The sequence below is a fragment of the Streptosporangium sp. NPDC053982 genome (assembly GCF_055585205.1).
In genome coordinates, this window is the sequence record NZ_JBVJKQ010000006.1 from 110,380 (window position 1) to 124,418 (window position 14,039).

15 protein-coding genes are annotated in these 14,039 nt (G+C 74.1%); 9 read left to right on the forward strand and 6 right to left on the reverse strand.

All coding sequences use genetic code 11. From position 1 onward, the window contains the following. Window positions 1–35: 35 nt before the first annotated feature. The 3 genes from ACZ6W9_RS12140 (at window position 36) to ACZ6W9_RS12150 (ending at window position 2,699) form a co-directional block, all read left to right on the forward strand. The gene (locus ACZ6W9_RS12140) at window positions 36–782 is read left to right on the forward strand and encodes a GntR family transcriptional regulator (RefSeq protein ID WP_362928117.1); all 747 of its coding nucleotides are present in this window, start codon (window positions 36–38) and stop codon (window positions 780–782) included. Between the two features lie 453 nt (window positions 783–1,235). Beyond that, window positions 1,236–1,946, forward strand: a complete 711-nt coding sequence (locus ACZ6W9_RS12145; RefSeq protein ID WP_389956019.1) for a GNAT family N-acetyltransferase — start codon at window positions 1,236–1,238, stop codon at window positions 1,944–1,946. Between the two features lie 78 nt (window positions 1,947–2,024). Next, window positions 2,025–2,699 (forward strand): copper homeostasis protein CutC, encoded by a 675-nt coding sequence (locus tag ACZ6W9_RS12150; protein ID WP_389956016.1) that lies wholly within the window; start codon window positions 2,025–2,027, stop codon window positions 2,697–2,699. Window positions 2,700–2,790: 91 nt separating this feature from the next. Here the strand turns inward: ACZ6W9_RS12150 and ACZ6W9_RS12155 are convergent, their stop codons facing one another. Together ACZ6W9_RS12155 and ACZ6W9_RS12160 are read right to left on the reverse strand one after the other, a co-directional pair. After that, complete coding sequence (locus tag ACZ6W9_RS12155; RefSeq protein ID WP_389956013.1) at window positions 2,791–3,963, reverse strand: DUF6986 family protein; 1,173 nt, start codon at window positions 3,961–3,963, stop codon at window positions 2,791–2,793. Between the two features lie 175 nt (window positions 3,964–4,138). Next, entirely contained in the window at window positions 4,139–5,443 is a 1,305-nt protein-coding gene (locus tag ACZ6W9_RS12160) for an FAD-dependent oxidoreductase (protein ID WP_389956010.1), read from the reverse strand. A 312-nt stretch (window positions 5,444–5,755) separates the two neighbouring features. Here ACZ6W9_RS12160 and ACZ6W9_RS12165 point away from each other — a divergent pair, with 312 nt between their 5' ends. The 5 genes from ACZ6W9_RS12165 (at window position 5,756) to ACZ6W9_RS12185 (ending at window position 11,482) form a co-directional block, all read left to right on the forward strand. Next, window positions 5,756–6,400 (forward strand): hypothetical protein, encoded by a 645-nt coding sequence (locus tag ACZ6W9_RS12165; RefSeq protein WP_389956008.1) that lies wholly within the window; start codon window positions 5,756–5,758, stop codon window positions 6,398–6,400. Window positions 6,401–6,576: 176 nt separating this feature from the next. Beyond that, window positions 6,577–8,319 carry a proline--tRNA ligase gene (locus ACZ6W9_RS12170; RefSeq protein ID WP_389956006.1) on the forward strand — a complete coding sequence of 581 codons (1,743 nt, stop codon included), beginning with the start codon at window positions 6,577–6,579 and terminating at the stop codon, window positions 8,317–8,319. 240 nt (window positions 8,320–8,559) lie between these two features. After that, window positions 8,560–9,291 (forward strand): class I SAM-dependent DNA methyltransferase, encoded by a 732-nt coding sequence (locus ACZ6W9_RS12175; protein WP_389956003.1) that lies wholly within the window; start codon window positions 8,560–8,562, stop codon window positions 9,289–9,291. A gap of 65 nt (window positions 9,292–9,356) precedes the next feature. After that, window positions 9,357–10,433, forward strand: coding sequence for an iron-containing redox enzyme family protein (locus tag ACZ6W9_RS12180; RefSeq protein WP_470117669.1), 1,077 nt, complete (start codon window positions 9,357–9,359; stop codon window positions 10,431–10,433). Continuing rightward, on the forward strand, window positions 10,430–11,482 hold the full coding sequence (locus ACZ6W9_RS12185; RefSeq protein WP_389955999.1) for a glycosyltransferase family 2 protein: 1,053 nt from the start codon (window positions 10,430–10,432) through the stop codon (window positions 11,480–11,482). Before ACZ6W9_RS12180 ends, ACZ6W9_RS12185 begins: the two co-directional genes overlap by 4 nt. On the opposite strand, the gene ACZ6W9_RS12190 is transcribed toward ACZ6W9_RS12185, so the two are convergent. From ACZ6W9_RS12190 to ACZ6W9_RS12205, 4 genes are all read right to left on the reverse strand, one after another. Beyond that, window positions 11,429–11,626, reverse strand: a complete 198-nt coding sequence (locus tag ACZ6W9_RS12190) for a CDGSH iron-sulfur domain-containing protein (protein WP_389955996.1) — start codon at window positions 11,624–11,626, stop codon at window positions 11,429–11,431. The genes ACZ6W9_RS12185 and ACZ6W9_RS12190 overlap by 54 nt on opposite strands. A gap of 247 nt (window positions 11,627–11,873) precedes the next feature. Next, window positions 11,874–12,062 (reverse strand): DUF4236 domain-containing protein, encoded by a 189-nt coding sequence (locus ACZ6W9_RS12195; RefSeq protein WP_362928139.1) that lies wholly within the window; start codon window positions 12,060–12,062, stop codon window positions 11,874–11,876. Window positions 12,063–12,240: 178 nt separating this feature from the next. Then, window positions 12,241–12,819, reverse strand: a complete 579-nt coding sequence (locus ACZ6W9_RS12200; RefSeq protein ID WP_389955992.1) for a ferritin-like domain-containing protein — start codon at window positions 12,817–12,819, stop codon at window positions 12,241–12,243. Continuing rightward, the gene (locus ACZ6W9_RS12205; protein ID WP_389955990.1) at window positions 12,816–13,385 is read right to left on the reverse strand and encodes a hypothetical protein; all 570 of its coding nucleotides are present in this window, start codon (window positions 13,383–13,385) and stop codon (window positions 12,816–12,818) included. Before ACZ6W9_RS12205 ends, ACZ6W9_RS12200 begins: the two co-directional genes overlap by 4 nt. A 153-nt stretch (window positions 13,386–13,538) precedes the next feature. On the opposite strand from ACZ6W9_RS12205, the gene rimP reads away from it, so the two are divergent. Then, window positions 13,539–14,039 carry a ribosome maturation factor RimP gene (gene rimP / locus ACZ6W9_RS12210; protein WP_362928145.1) on the forward strand — a complete coding sequence of 167 codons (501 nt, stop codon included), beginning with the start codon at window positions 13,539–13,541 and terminating at the stop codon, window positions 14,037–14,039.

Sequence of the window (14,039 nt, forward strand, 5' to 3'; positions counted from 1 at the left end):
CAGATCGTCTAGTTTGTTGGCACAAAGGGGACTTAATGCCACGGTCAACGCTGTATCAGCAGGTGGCCTCCGAGCTCAGGAGGACCATCTACTCCGGTGCGCTCGGACCGGGGGATCAGCTGCCGACCGAGGCGGAGCTCATGCTGGCCCATCAGGTGAGCCGGAACACCGTGCGGCTCGCCCTGGGCGAGCTGGTCAACGAGGGCCTGGTCACCCGCACCCCGCGCCGGGGGACCGTGGTCAGGGAGCGCCGTCCGCTGCTCATACATCCCCAGCGCGAGCTGCGGCCCCAGCCGGGGGAGACCCGCGAGGCGTTCGCCTGGGCCGTCTCCCAGGAGGGCCGCTCGCCCGGCCAGAACATCGAGGTCGCGATCGTACGGCCGGCCGAGGAGATCGCCAGCAGGCTGGAACTGGCCGACGACGAGCACGCCGTGGTCCGCCGCCGGCTGCGGTTCGTGGACGGCCAGCCGTACAACACCAACGACTCCTACTTCCCGCTGGAGCTGGTCTCCGACTCCGAGATCGCCCGCCCCGGCGACATCACCCGGGGAGGCAACCGGGTGCTGGAGGAGCTCGGCCACCCCCAGGTCCGGGTCGTCGATGACATCTGGGCGCGCATGCCCACCAGCTCGGAGGCGGACCGGCTCCAGCTCCAGCAGGGCACGCCGGTCATCGTCTACGTCCGGGTCGGCTACGACCCCTCCGACACCCCGGTACGGGTCGCGGTGTCCGTGCTCCCCGCCGACAAGCATCTGATCAGGTACGAGCTGGAAAGCCGTTGACGCCTCCGTGACCGCCCTGACGGGGCGGCTCCAGTCCCGCCCGCCCCACGGGCGAGGACCGGGCCGCGCCCGCGGTCCCGGCGTTCCCTCTCCTCTCGCTCCTCTCGCGTACGGCCCCATGGACCACCACCGGCTCCTCTGCCCGGCCCGTCGCCGTCCCGTTCACGCGGACCACCACCGGTTCGCCTTCCCGGACCACCACCGGCTCGGACTCCCCGGCCGCCGCCGCCGTCCCGGTTCCGGGCGCGGCCGGTCCGTCCCCGAGGGCCACCGTCCTCCCGGGCGCCGCAGCCGGCGCGTCTCCGCCGGAGCCCGTTCCCGGCCCCCCTCCGCGTTCCCCTTACGCGTCTTCGACCCCTAGGCGTTCCGCCTGGCCGGACACGGTCGCCGTACGCCATCGGACCGGCACTTTCCGTGTCCACTCATTCACCCATCGCAACGAAGGGATGCACCATGCACTCCGGCACCGCTCGCCCCACCCACCCCACCACCACCACCCGTCTCACCCTGCGCCGGGCGGACGGAAGCGACCTCGCGGGCGTGCTCGCGCTCCTGGCCGAGACCGCCGGCTGGCTCAACCGCCGCGGCGTGCGGCAGTGGCCCGCCGGGGGATTCCCGGCCGAGCGCATCAGCCCGCTGATCGAGGAGGGAACCATGTACGTGCTCGACGGCGAAGGCGCCGAAGGCGGTGAGGAGGGCGAGGCCGGTCCCGCGGCCACCCTCGCCCTGGACGGCCACGCCGACCCCGAGTTCTGGACCGCCGGGGACGTCCCCGAGGCGGCGCTCTACGTCCACAAGCTGTCCGTCTCCCGCGCCTACGCCGGGCTCGGCCTGGGGCAGGCCCTGCTCGACTGGGCGGGCCTGAGGGTGCTGGCGACGGGCCGCAGGTGGCTGCGCCTCGACTGCTCCAAGGACAACCCCGGACTCCAGCGGTACTACCGCGGCCAGCGCTTCACCCACCTGCGCACGGTGGACCTGCCGCACCGCGCCTCCGGGGCGCTGTTCCAGAGGGCGGGCGGCCTGCGCGGCGACGCCCTCGCCGGCGCGCTGCCGTTCGCCGACCTCCGCGGCCCGCTGACCGGCCCGCTGACCGTCCCGGCCGAGCCCGTCGTGGCGGGCGCGGAGGACGGCGGCTCGCCGTCGATCGTCAGGAGCCGTCGATGAGAGATCACGGACCGTCTCCGGAACGGCGTCGCTGAACCAAGGCGATCCCAGGACAAAGTCATCCGATAGCCTCACTCCATGACCGGATCCTTGCTTGAGGTGATCGCCCTCGACGTCCGCGACGCCGTCGCCGCGGAGGAGGGCGGTGCCGACCGCCTGGAGATCGTGGCGGACATGGCCGCCGACGGGCTCACCCCGGCGGCGGAGACGGTCGCCGCGATCTCCAAGGAGTGCGCGCTGCCGCAGATGGTCATGCTGCGCGGTGAGGCGTCGTTCCTGGCCACGCCCGAGTCGCTGGAGGGCCTGCGGCGCGACGCCCGGGCCCTCGCCGACGCGGGCGCGGCCGGGTTCGTGTTCGGTTTCCTCGACGCCGCCGGGGCGGTCGACCTGGCCGCCACCGAGGCGCTCATCCACGCCGTCGCGCCGCTGCCGTGGACCTTCCACCGGGCCGTCGACCACGCGGCCGACGTCAGGGCGGGCTGGCGGGCCGTGCGGCTGCTGCCCAACCTCGCCACCGTGCTCACCTCGGGCGCCCCCGGCGGCGTGGGAGACGGCCTGGAGATCATCCGGGCCCGCTGCTCCGCCGGGGACGGGCCGCTGATCATGGCGGGCGGCGGGCTGCGGCCGTCCCACGTCCCGGCGCTCCTGGAGTACGGCGTGCGGGCCTTCCACGTCGGCAGCGCCGTACGGGCGTCGTGGTCCGACCCGGTGGACCCGGACCGTGTCCGCCGGTGGCGGGCGCTGATCGACTGACGCCCGTCGTACGGCGGGCCGGCCGGTCCGCCGTACGGTCCCCCTCCTACTCCCTCCGGCCCCTCACGGACGGGCGGGGCCGGGCACGGGGTCAGGCGTTCCCGAGGGCCAGGTCGGCGCGGCGCAGGGCGGCGGCCACGGTCCTGATCGTGGCGGGCTCCTCCAGCGTCCCGCCCTCGGCCGCGCGCCGCTCCTCCCAGGCCCGCACCCGCCCGAGGTACTCGTCGTAGCGGGACAGGTGGAAGTGGTAGACCGCGACGTAGCGGCTGACCAGGTGCGCCGGGTGCATGTCCCAGCCCTGGTAGAAGCCGTCCGCCAGGGAGTGCCGGATCAGGCTCACGTGCCGCCACCACAGGTTGCGCACGGCGTACCGGTCGTCGGAGGCGGGCGCGGCGGCCAGCGAGCCGTCCGACAGCTCCACCCCGGTCCCGGCGAACGCCGCCCGCATGACCTGGCGGGCGTGGTCGCACGCGGGGTGGTCCAGCCGCTGCTCGTGCGGGGGCAGCGAGCAGCTCGCCGTGTAGTCGAAGACGCCGAAGTGCGCGGCGGCCAGCCTGCCGCCGAGCGCGGCGACGAGCCCGGCGTCGAGGAACCGCAGCGTCTGGACGGCCTCGACCTGCATCTCGAACCGCAGCTCGCCCTCACCCAGCCCCAGCCCCTTCTCCAGGGCGGCGAGGCAGGCGGTGAACTGCTCCAGGTAGTCCCGCATCAGCACCTTGGGGAAGGTCACCACGAACCCCGGGGGCAGCAGGCCCGCCCGCTCGACCACCCCGGTGAGGAAGGCGTCCAGCGTCCGGACGCTCCTGACCGGGTCGCCGTCGGCGAACGACTTCACCCGCAGCCCCCACCGGCGGGGGAGCGTTCCACCGGCGTGCATGACGGCGACCGCCTCGGCGGCCCGGACGGCGTGGCCGTCCTCCTCGGCGGGGCTCCCGCCGTAGCCGTCCTCGAAGTCGATCCGCAGGTCCTCGACCGGTTCGGCGGCGAGCTTCGCCGTCACCCTCTCGTGCACGGCCCTGGCCGTCTGCTCGTGCATCTCGAAGAAACGGGCCGTGTCCTTCCTGGACAGGTGCCGGCGCATCAGGTCCAGCGCGGCCTCGCCCCAGGCCGCGACCGTGCCCGCGTCGAAGCGGTCGGCGGGCACGTAGACGGTGTGCACCGGCTGCCACTCCACCTCCGAAGGGGGGTAGGTCGCCGTCTGCTCGCGGTGGGCCCGCTCGAAGCCGGGTATCAGGGCCAGCGGGTCGCCGAGCGTGACGCGCATGGGGGTCGCTCCTCGTGGTGCTTGACGGGCGTTCGGGGGGTCGTTCGGACGTGCTCAGAGAAGTGCTCAGAAACGTGCTCGAAAGTGGACGCGCCGGACGCCCTCCGGGTGGACACGCCCGCCGTACGGTTCGGCGGCCCGAGGCGGCTCCGGGTGGACACGCCCGCCGTACGGCTCAGCGGCCCGACGCGGTGAGCATGGCGGCCAGGCCCAGGAGCTTGACGCGCTCGCCGCGTCCCAGGCTCCGTGCCAGCTCCGCCTCGGCCGCCTCGATGGCCAGCCACTCCCGGTAGGTGATCGGGGAGACGCCCCGGGAGGCCAGCAGGGCGTCGACGTCGCCGCGCCGTACCGGGTCGCGGGCGAGGCCGGCGAGGTCGGCGAGGAGGGTGCGGACCGTCTCGGCGGCGTCGGACTTGTTGGTGCCGATCACCCCGGTGGGCCCGCGCTTGAGCCACCCCGCGACGTACTCGCGGTCGCGGACCCGCCCGGCCTCGTTCGGCACGGTCATGGTCTCCTCGGAGAACGGCACGCCCGGCAGCGGGACGCTGCGGTAGCCGACCGAGCGCAGCACCATGCCCACCGGGAGGGTCTCGAACTCGCCGGTGCCCACGACCCGGCCCCCTTCCAGGCGGGTGCGCTCCAGCCGCAGGCCCGTCACCCGGTCCTCCCCGACGATCTCCACCGGGCGCATCCAGAACCGCACCTCCAGCCGCCGGGGACGGCCCGCCGGCCCGCGGGCGGCCCAGTCCCGCAGCACCTCGACGTTGCCCCGAACCTGCCGCGGCAGGCCCGTGACGTCGGCCACCGCCTCCTCCGGCCGCACGCACACGTCGGCGTTGGCCAGCCCGCCCAGCTCCCGCAGCTCCTTGAGGGTGAACTTGGCGTGCTCGGGGCCGCGGCGGCCGATCATGTGGACGGTCCTGACCCGGCTGCCCGCCAGGCGGGACAGCACCTCCTCCGGCACGTCCGTGGCACGCAGCTCCTCGGCGGTCTTGGCCAGGATCCGCACCACGTCCACCGCCACGTTGCCCACGCCGACCACCGCGACCTCGGGACAGTCGAGGACGAACCGGTCGGCCGGCATGTCGGGGTGGCCGCAGTACCAGTTCACGAAGTCGGTGGCCGCCACGCTGCCCGGAAGGTCCTCGCCGGGGATCCCCATCCGGCGGTCCACCATCGCGCCGGTGCAGTAGACCACGGCGTCGTAGCAGCCGAGCAGGTCGGCGGCGCCCACGTCCCGGCCGAACTCGACGCCGCCCAGGAACCGGACGTTGGGCAGCTCCAGCACCCGGCGCAGGTACCCGGCGATCGACTTGATGGAGGTGTGGTCGGGGGCCACGCCGTACCGGACCAGGCCGTACGGCGTGGGCAGCCGTTCCAGGACGTCCACCTCGACCCCGGCTCCGGCCTGTTTCGTCAGCGCCTCGGCGGTGTAGATCCCGGCGGGGCCCGACCCGACAATCGCCACTCGCAGTGACACGCGGCCTCCTCGGCGTCGGACGTCGCGGGCGCGGGGCCCGCCCCCGGCGGACCGGGAGGCCCGGGGCGGCCCGGGGCGGCGGCCCCTCGTCGGCGACGACCGTATCGACGGCTCTCACCCCCGACTCTGTACCACCGGAGCCGTCGCCGCCAGAGCGGCCCGCCGGGGAGGCGGAAGGCGTTCCGGCGGAGCCGGCGGGGAGCGGCGCCGCAGGGAGCTTTCCCGGTTTAACGGCGCTTGGTGGAATTTTGTGCATTCTTGCAGGTCACATATGCTTTCCAAGGCCACGAGCGCGTGATGATCGGGGGATCTGTGGCACGTCTTGAACCGACCTTCGAGTACGACTGCGCGGAGGTGGACTGCGCGGAGATCGACCGCCGGCAGCGCGGCATCGTGCTGCACATGGTGCTGTCGCTCCTCGTGGGGATGCTGCTCGGCACCCTGGGCGCGGTGTTGTCGTACGCGCACAGCCCGCTGGACGCGTTCTACGAGCCCTACGCCTACGTGCTGCTCGTCGTCGTGGCGGGGTACACCGCAGCCGGTCTCGGCTGGGCGGTGCTGAGCTGCGCGCTGGCCACCTTCGGCCCGCTGCTGTCGTTGCTGGCCGCCACGGTCTTCGACCCCGGCGCCATGTTCCTGGGCGCGGGCGGCGCGGAGGGCCTGAACATCACGGTGGCCGTCCTGGTCGTGATGGGAGTCCTGGCCCACCTCGCCCGGCGCGGAACCCGGTGGGGCGACCTGGCGGGCGGCGTGCTGGCCGGGCTCGTCGCGCTCGACGGCCTGGACAAGGCGCTGCCCGGCGGGCCGGAGTACATCGCGGGTTTCTGGCCGTGGAAGGCGGCGGTCGTCGGGGTGCTGGCGCTGGGCCTGCTCGTCACGACCCGTCGCGGGTGGGGCCGCGCCCGCTCGGCCGCGGTGGCGGTCGCCATGGTGGCCGTCTGCGCCGCGTTCCTCTGAGCCGCGCTGTGCGACTCGGGCCTGAGCCCGCGCCGCGTTCCTCCGCGTCACGTGCCTCCGGGCCGCGGCCCCGCCCGCGGCCCCAGAGAGGCGCCGGAGAACGCCGGATGACCGGCAACCCGGTTGCGCGACTCGATAGCCTGTAGCCATTCGATCCCCGCTAGGTAGGAGTAGCCGTGCTGCTGCGCATGTCGTCGCTGTTTCTTCGAACTCTGAGGGACGACCCGGCAGACGCGGAGGTCCCGAGCCACAAGCTGCTCGTCCGCGCCGGATACGTCCGCCGCGTCGCGCCCGGCATCTACTCCTGGCTGCCGCTCGGCAAGATGGTCCTGGAGAACGTCGCGCGCGTCGTGCGCGAGGAGATGGACCGCATGGGCGGCCAGGAGGTCCTCTTCCCCGCGCTGCTGCCGCGCGAGTACTACGAGAACACCGGCCGCTGGACCGAGTACGGCGACCTGCTCTTCCGCCTCAAGGACCGCAAGGGCGCCGACTACCTCCTCGGGCCCACCCACGAGGAGATGTTCACCGACATGGTCAAGGGGGAGTACTCCTCCTACAAGGACTATCCGGTGACGCTGTACCAGATCCAGACGAAGTACCGCGACGAGGCCCGCCCCCGGGCCGGGATCCTGCGCGGCCGCGAGTTCGTCATGAAGGACTCCTACTCCTTCGACCTCGACGACGACGGTCTCAAGCGCTCCTACGAGCGGCACCGCGAGACCTACATCCGCATCTTCGACCGGCTCGGCATCGACTACCGCATCTGCTTCGCCACCTCCGGCGCGATGGGCGGCTCGGCCTCCGAGGAGTTCCTCGCCCCCGCCGTGACCGGCGAGGACACCTTCGTGTCCTGCCACAGCTGCGGCTACGCCGCCAACGCCGAGGCGGTCACCACCCCGGCCCCGGCCGCGGTCACCGGTGAGCGGCCCGCCATGGAGGTCCTCGACACTCCTGACACCCCGACCATCGAGACGCTGGTCGCGCATCTCAACACCCACCACGGCCTGGACGTCACCGCGGACCGGACGCTCAAGAACGTCGTGGTCAAGGTCACGACGCCCGGCTCCGACAAGACCGAGACCCTGGTGATCGGGGTGCCCGGCGACCGCGAGGTCGACTTCAAGCGCCTGGAGGCGGCGCTCGCCCCCGGCGAGCCCGCCATCTTCGAGGCCGAGGACTTCGCGAAGCACCCCGGCCTGGTCCGCGGCTACATCGGCCCCCAGGTGCTCAAGGACCTCGGCATCCGCTACCTCGTCGACCCCCGCGTGGTCGACGGCAGCGCGTGGGTGACCGGTGCCAACGAGCCGGGGCGGCACGCCGTGAACGTCGTCGCCGGGCGCGACTTCGTCGCCGACGGCACGATCGAGGCCGCCGAGGTCCGGGCGGGCGACGTCTGCCCGGTCTGCGGCTCCGGCCTGTCCATCGACCGCGGCATCGAGATCGGCCACATCTTCCAGCTCGGCCGCAAGTACGCCGACGCCGCCAAGCTCGACGCCCTCGGCCCCGACGGCAAGCCGATCCGCATCACCATGGGCTCCTACGGCATCGGCGTCTCCCGCGCACTGGCCGTGCTGACCGAGCAGCGCCACGACGAGCTGGGGCTGCGCTGGACCCGCGAGATCGCTCCGGCCGACGTCCACGTCGTCGGCACCGGCAAGGACGACCAGATCGAGGTCGCCGGCCGGATCGCCGCCGAGCTGGAGGCGCGCGGCCTGCGGGTCCTGCTGGACGACCGCGCGGGGGTCTCCCCGGGCGTGAAGTTCAAGGACGCCGAGCTGCTCGGCATGCCGACGATCCTGATCGTCGGCCGCGGCCTGGCCCAGGGCGTCGTCGAGCTGCGCGACCGCGCCACCGGCGCGAAGGAGGAGATCCCCCTCGCCGAGGCCGCCGACCGCGTCGAGGCCGCCTGCCGCGCCTGAGTCCCCGCGCCTGAGTCCCCGCGCGTAGGTCCAGGGGGCCGGGTTCCGGATGTGGAGCCTCCGCATCCGGAACGTCAGGCGTCTCCGCATCTGGTTCCCCGCGCGTTCCGAGTCTCCGCGTCCGGGTCCCCGTACATCCGGAAGCCCCCGCGCCCGGTCCGTCATCCGGACCGGCCGCAGGGGTTTTTGTGGGCTTATGGGGGGAAAGCCCTTTTTGTCATTCAGGGGGGTGGGGGACGCATGGTGCAGGAGTTCGACCCTTCCGCCTACGGCCGCGCCGCCGCCGACGTCTACGACGAGGTCGCGACGCACCTGCCCACCGAGCCGGCGGTGGACCGGCTGCAGGAACTGGCGGAGGGCCGGGCCGTCCTGGAGTTCGGTGTCGGCACCGGCCGGCTGGCCCTGCCGCTGGCCGCCCGGGGGCTCACCGTCGCGGGGATCGACGGCTCGGCCGAGATGACGGCGGTACTGCGGGCCAAGCCCGGCGGCGACCGCGTCCCGGTGACGCTGGGCGACTTCTCCACCACCCGGGTCGACGGCGAGTTCGGCCTCGTCGTCCTCGCCTACAACACGATCTACGCGCTGCCCTCGCAGGACGCCCAGGTCGACTGCTTCCGCAACGCCGCCGCCCACCTCGTGCCCGGCGGCCGGTTCGTGGTCGAGGCGTGGGTGCCCGACGTGGGGGCGTTCCACCACGGCACGGCGCTGCGGCTGGTGTCGCTGCGTGAGGACGGGGTGGTGGCCGAGGCGGCCCGGCTGTCGCCCGCCGACCAGATGATGCACACCACCAAGATCGTCCTGACCTCCGGCGGGATCCGGCTGCTGCCCGCCAACCACCGCTACGCCTGGCCCGCCGAACTCGACCTCATGGCACGCCTGGCGGGCATGCGGCTCGAACACCGCTGGTCCGACTGGCGGGCCACTCCGTTCACCGGCGACAGCCGGGGGCACGTGTCGGTCTACCGGCGCTGAGCCGGACCCGCCGCGTCCCCGAGCCCCGTCACCGCCGTACCCGCACCGCCCTGGAGTTCCGAGAAATGCAGCTACCCGCCCCTCGGGGGCCCCTCACCGGCTTCCTCTTCGACCGGCTGGCCCGGCCGCCGCACGACCTCGGCCCGGCGCCGGAGCCCGCGGGAGGACCGCCCCTCGGGGACGAGGACCTCCAGCTCGCCCTCTTCGCCTGCTACGAGCTGCACTACCAGGGATTCGACGAGGTGGCCGAGGACTGGGAGTGGGAGCCGTCGCTGCTGGCGGTCCGGCGGACGCTGGAACGGCGGTTCGAGGCGGGCCTCGCGGAGGCCGTGCCGCGGCCGCCCGCCGTACCGGCGGGGACGCCCGCGCGCATGCGCCGGGCGCTGGCCGGGCTGGTGGCCGCCGCCGACGGCGGCCCGTCACTGGCGGCGTTCCTGGAACGGCGGGCCGACCTGGAGCGGTTCCGCGAGTTCGTCGTCCACCGCTCCGTCTACCACCTCAAGGAGGCCGACCCGCATACCTGGGCGATCCCGCGGCTGCGCGGTGCGGCCAAGGCCGCCCTCGTGGAGATCCAGGCCGACGAGTACGGCGCGGGCCGCCCCGGGCGCATGCACTCGGAGCTGTTCGGGGCCACGATGCGCGGGCTCGGCCTGGACGACTCCTACGGCGCCCACCTCGACCGGGTGCCGGCGGTCACGCTGGCGACCGGCAACGTCATCTCGCTGTTCGGGCTGCACCGGCGGCACCGGGGCGCGCTGCTGGGCCACCTCGCCGCCTTCGAGATGACCTCCTCGGTCCCCAACCGCAGGTACGCCCGGGGACTCCGCCGCCTCGGGGGCGACGACGCGGCCTGCCGTTTCTACGACGAGCACGTGCAGGCCGACGCGGTCCACGAGCAGATCGCCGCGCACGACATGTGCGGCGCGTTCGCCGCAGAACATCCCGGCCTGGCCGCCGACGTCCTGTACGGCGCGGCGTGCGCCCTCGCCCTGGACCGGCTCTTCGCCGAGCACCTCCTGGGAAGCTGGGAGCGCGGGGTCACCTCACTGCGCGAGGCCGGACCGCGCAGAACCGCGCGTGACGGGACCGCGCGTGACGGGACCGCGTGTGACGGGACCGGGCTGGCGGTGAGCGGCCGATGACGGACGCGGGCCCGGCGAAGGCCCCCGGCCTCGACTACGTCCTGCCGCTGCGCTGGGACGACGGTGACGAGGCGGGCCTGGCGGAGCTGACGGACTACCTACGCCTGCTCGCCCGCCACGCGCGGGTCATCGTCGTCGACGGCTCCCCGTCTCCGGTCTTCGAGCGGCACGCCGCCGTCTGGGCCGGGATCGCCGAGCACCTCCGGCCCGACGACGACCTCGCCTTCGTCAACGGCAAGGTCAACGGGGTGATCACCGGGATGCGCCGGGCCCGTGCCGAGCGCGTGGTCATCGCCGACGACGACGTGCGCTACGGCGAGGCCGAGCTGGCCGCGATCGGCGTCCTGCTCGGGCGGGCCGATCTGGTCAGGCCGCAGAACCACTTCGACCCGCTGCCCTGGCACGCCCGCTGGGACACCGCCCGGACCCTCCTCAACCGTGCCTTCGGCGCCGACTACCCCGGCACCTTCGGCGTGCGCCGGTCGGTCTTCCACGAGATGGGCGGCTACGACGGGGACGTGCTGTTCGAGAACCTCGAACTCATCCGCACGGTCCGCGTCCACGGCGGGCGGGAGTGCAGTCCGCGGGGTCTGTACGTCCGCCGGCTGCCGCCCGACCCGGCGCGGTTCTGGTCCCAGCGCGTCCGGCAGGCCTACGACGACCTCGCGCAGCCCGTCCGGCTGGCGGCGTTCCTGTCCGTGCTGCCCGCGCTGGCCGCCGCGCTGTCGCGCCGCCGGTACGGGACGGTCCTCATCTGCGCCGGGCTGGCGGTGGGGGTCGCCGAGACCGGCCGCCGCCGGGCCGGAGGGCGGCGGATCTTCCCCTTCTCCGCGGCGCTGTTCGCGCCGGTGTGGCTGCTGGAGCGGGCGGTCTGCGCCTGGCTGGCGCTCGCGGCGCGGCTGTTCTTCGGCGGCGTGCCGTACGCGGGCCGCCGGATGCGGACGGCGGCGCACTCGGTCCGGCGGATCAGGGCCGCCGGGCCGGCCGGGGCGCCGTCAGGCGGGCGGGTCGGGCTCGCTCGGGGCGCGGAAGCGGGCGGGCCGGTGTGAGCCGTCGCAGAAGGGCTTGGCCGCCGAGCGCCCGCAGCGGCACAGCGCCACCGTGGACCGGCCGGGGTCGATGACGGCTCCGTCCTGGGTGGTGATGACGAACGGGCCCCGCAGCAGCAGCGGCCCGTCCTCGCACGGGGTCACCGTGACACGGTCATCCCCTATGTCCGTTTTATCCATCACGTGGCGACTGTGCCCCCGGAAAGAGGGGGGAAACGCCGCGACCCGTCCGGCGGCGGGAGGTTCCGCGTGGCCGTCCGGGCGACGCGCGGGACGTCGTGCCCGTCCGGGCGTGGCGGAGGACGCCGTGTGCCCGTCCGGGCGACATGTGAGACGTCTCGTGCGTCCGGGCGGTGCGCGGGACGTCGCGCACCGCCCGGACGGGCACGGTTCAGCGGGAGCCGCTGAGGGTCTTGCGCCAGTGGAACCCGCCGGGGAGGTGCACGGTCACAGTCTTCCTGCCGTCGGCGGTCTTCGTGACGCGGAAGGCCCGGTTGCCCCAGCTGTGCCCGACGCCGCCGCGCGACAGGTTGAGATGGAACGGACCGAACTTCAGTGACTTCCGGTATTGCCAGCCCATTGCTTCCTCCTTGACCGTCTGCTCCTTTCAGCTACCCGTCTGGAGAACGGCAAACGGATCTCTCGATCCCGGACCGCGCCGGACGTCCGCGCCGGACGGGTCTCGCGGTCCCGGGCCGCGCCGGACGTCCATGCCGAGCCGCCCGGAGGCCCCGGGCCACGTGCACGGGGGCACGAATTCAGGACGGCGGGGGCGGCGTCGGGGTGGCGGCGGGGGAGGAGGGCGCGGGGGCGGGCATGCCGGGGAACGTCTCGATCTCCGGGCGCAGGCCGTACGCCCGCACCACGCACTCCTGCACGGCCAGGGCGGCCATCCGCCGGACGGCCGGGTCACCGGACGCGACGGTCTCGATGTAGGCGGCGGTCACCCCCCGCTCCACCGACACGGCCAGGTCCGTCAACTGGGCGGAGGTGGAGGGGACGGCGGGCAACCGGTAGCTCGCGTCGGGCTCGGCCGGGGTGCCGCCGCGCTCGATGATCATGGCGCGGAGCCGGTCCCGGCGGGCGCGGTGGGCGTTGAAGGCGGCGGTCATGACGGAGCGCAGCGAGCCCTCGGCCCGCGCGGCGAGGACCCCGTAGGCGTAGACGGCGGCGTGCTCGGCCGCCAGCGCCGTGCCGAGCCCCCCGCCGGCTCCGGGGGCCGGGGTGGCCGGCGCGACCGCGCCCGCGGCTCCCGTGAACCCCGCGGCCCCCGTGAGTCCCGTGAGCGCCGGGGCCCCGGCCGGTCCCGCGTTCCGCGCGGTGTCCCGGGCCCTCACAGCGGCCTCCCCAGGGCCACGGCGTGGGCGGCCTCGCAGGCGCCGATGGAGGCGACCAGCTGGGCCAGCGCGGGTGAGGCGCCCTCGGCCTGCCGGGGGCGCGAGCCGGCGGCCTTCCGCTCGGCGGTCCGCAGGCTCCGCAGGGAGGCGCGGGGCTCCGGCGCGGGCGTCCCGGAAGCGGAGGGCTCAGACGGCCCAGGCGGCGCGGCGGCGTCTCCGGAGGGCGCCGGGGTCGCGGAGGCCCCGGCGCCGCGGGCGGCGGGGGGAAGCCTCCGGCGCAGCTCGGCGAGGTGGGCCTCGTGCCGCCGCCTGAAGGGCAGGAGCTTGGCGGAGGAGGCCGAGGCGTACAGCCCGATGATCCGCTCCTTGTCGGCGATCAGCTGCCTGAGCAGCACGGTCTCCGGGTCGGGAGGCTCGGCGCGCTGGTGCTCGGGCTCCTCGGCGCATCCGGCGGCCGTCACGGCGACCGCCGCGGCGGCGGCCCCGGCGGCGGTGTCCCGCAGCAGGTCACGCCGGGACAGGGAACGCACGGACGACCTCCGGGTACGGATGAGCTGCTGACGCATCTAGCATCGTAAGGGCTGGGAAACCATTCACCGCGCCTCTCGGGCTGGCTCGCCGCGCCGAGTGGCGCTTCTTCCGCGCCCTGATGTGGATAGGCTTGTGAACCGCAAGGGCGAGGTCCGCCCGGCTGTAGATCGTGAAAATGGGAGGTCGGCATGGGCAGCGCCACATCCCGCGACCGCCTGATGAAGCTTCTGGAACCCGTCGCCCTCGCCTCCGGGCTCGACCTGGAGGACGTCACGGTCACTCCGGCGGGCAAGCGGCGCCTGCTGCGTGTCGTCGTCGATCGCGACGGCGGCGTCAGCCTGGACGACGTCGCCGAGGTCAGCCAGGCCGTCTCCGAGGCCCTGGACGCCGGGGACGTGATGGGAAGCACCCCTTACGTGCTGGAGGTCTCCTCTCCCGGGGTCGACCGCCCGCTCACCGAGCCGCGCCACTGGCGCCGGGCGGTGCGCCGGCTGGTCAAGGCCGACCTGCGGGACGGCACGAGCATGGAGGGCCGGATCGTCGCCACCGACGAGACCGGCGTGGAGCTCGACGTGGCGGGGACACCGCGCCGCGTCGGGTACGAGGACCTGGCCCGAGGACGGGTGCAGGTGGAGTTCCGCCGGTTCGACGACGCCGAAGACGACGGCGAAGACGGCGACGAGGGCTAA

Coding starts and splice junctions, on each gene's coding strand:
- ACZ6W9_RS12140 (WP_362928117.1), top strand. CDS start 36: ATGCCACGGTCAACGCTGTATCAGCAGGTGGCCTCCGAGCTCAGGAGG.
- ACZ6W9_RS12145 (WP_389956019.1), top strand. CDS start 1,236: ATGCACTCCGGCACCGCTCGCCCCACCCACCCCACCACCACCACCCGT.
- ACZ6W9_RS12150 (WP_389956016.1), top strand. CDS start 2,025: ATGACCGGATCCTTGCTTGAGGTGATCGCCCTCGACGTCCGCGACGCC.
- ACZ6W9_RS12155 (WP_389956013.1), bottom strand. CDS start 3,963: ATGCGCGTCACGCTCGGCGACCCGCTGGCCCTGATACCCGGCTTCGAG.
- ACZ6W9_RS12175 (WP_389956003.1), top strand. CDS start 8,560: ATGGTGCAGGAGTTCGACCCTTCCGCCTACGGCCGCGCCGCCGCCGAC.
- ACZ6W9_RS12180 (WP_470117669.1), top strand. CDS start 9,357: ATGCAGCTACCCGCCCCTCGGGGGCCCCTCACCGGCTTCCTCTTCGAC.
- ACZ6W9_RS12185 (WP_389955999.1), top strand. CDS start 10,430: ATGACGGACGCGGGCCCGGCGAAGGCCCCCGGCCTCGACTACGTCCTG.
- ACZ6W9_RS12195 (WP_362928139.1), bottom strand. CDS start 12,062: ATGGGCTGGCAATACCGGAAGTCACTGAAGTTCGGTCCGTTCCATCTC.
- ACZ6W9_RS12205 (WP_389955990.1), bottom strand. CDS start 13,385: ATGCGTCAGCAGCTCATCCGTACCCGGAGGTCGTCCGTGCGTTCCCTG.
- rimP (WP_362928145.1), top strand. CDS start 13,539: ATGGGCAGCGCCACATCCCGCGACCGCCTGATGAAGCTTCTGGAACCC.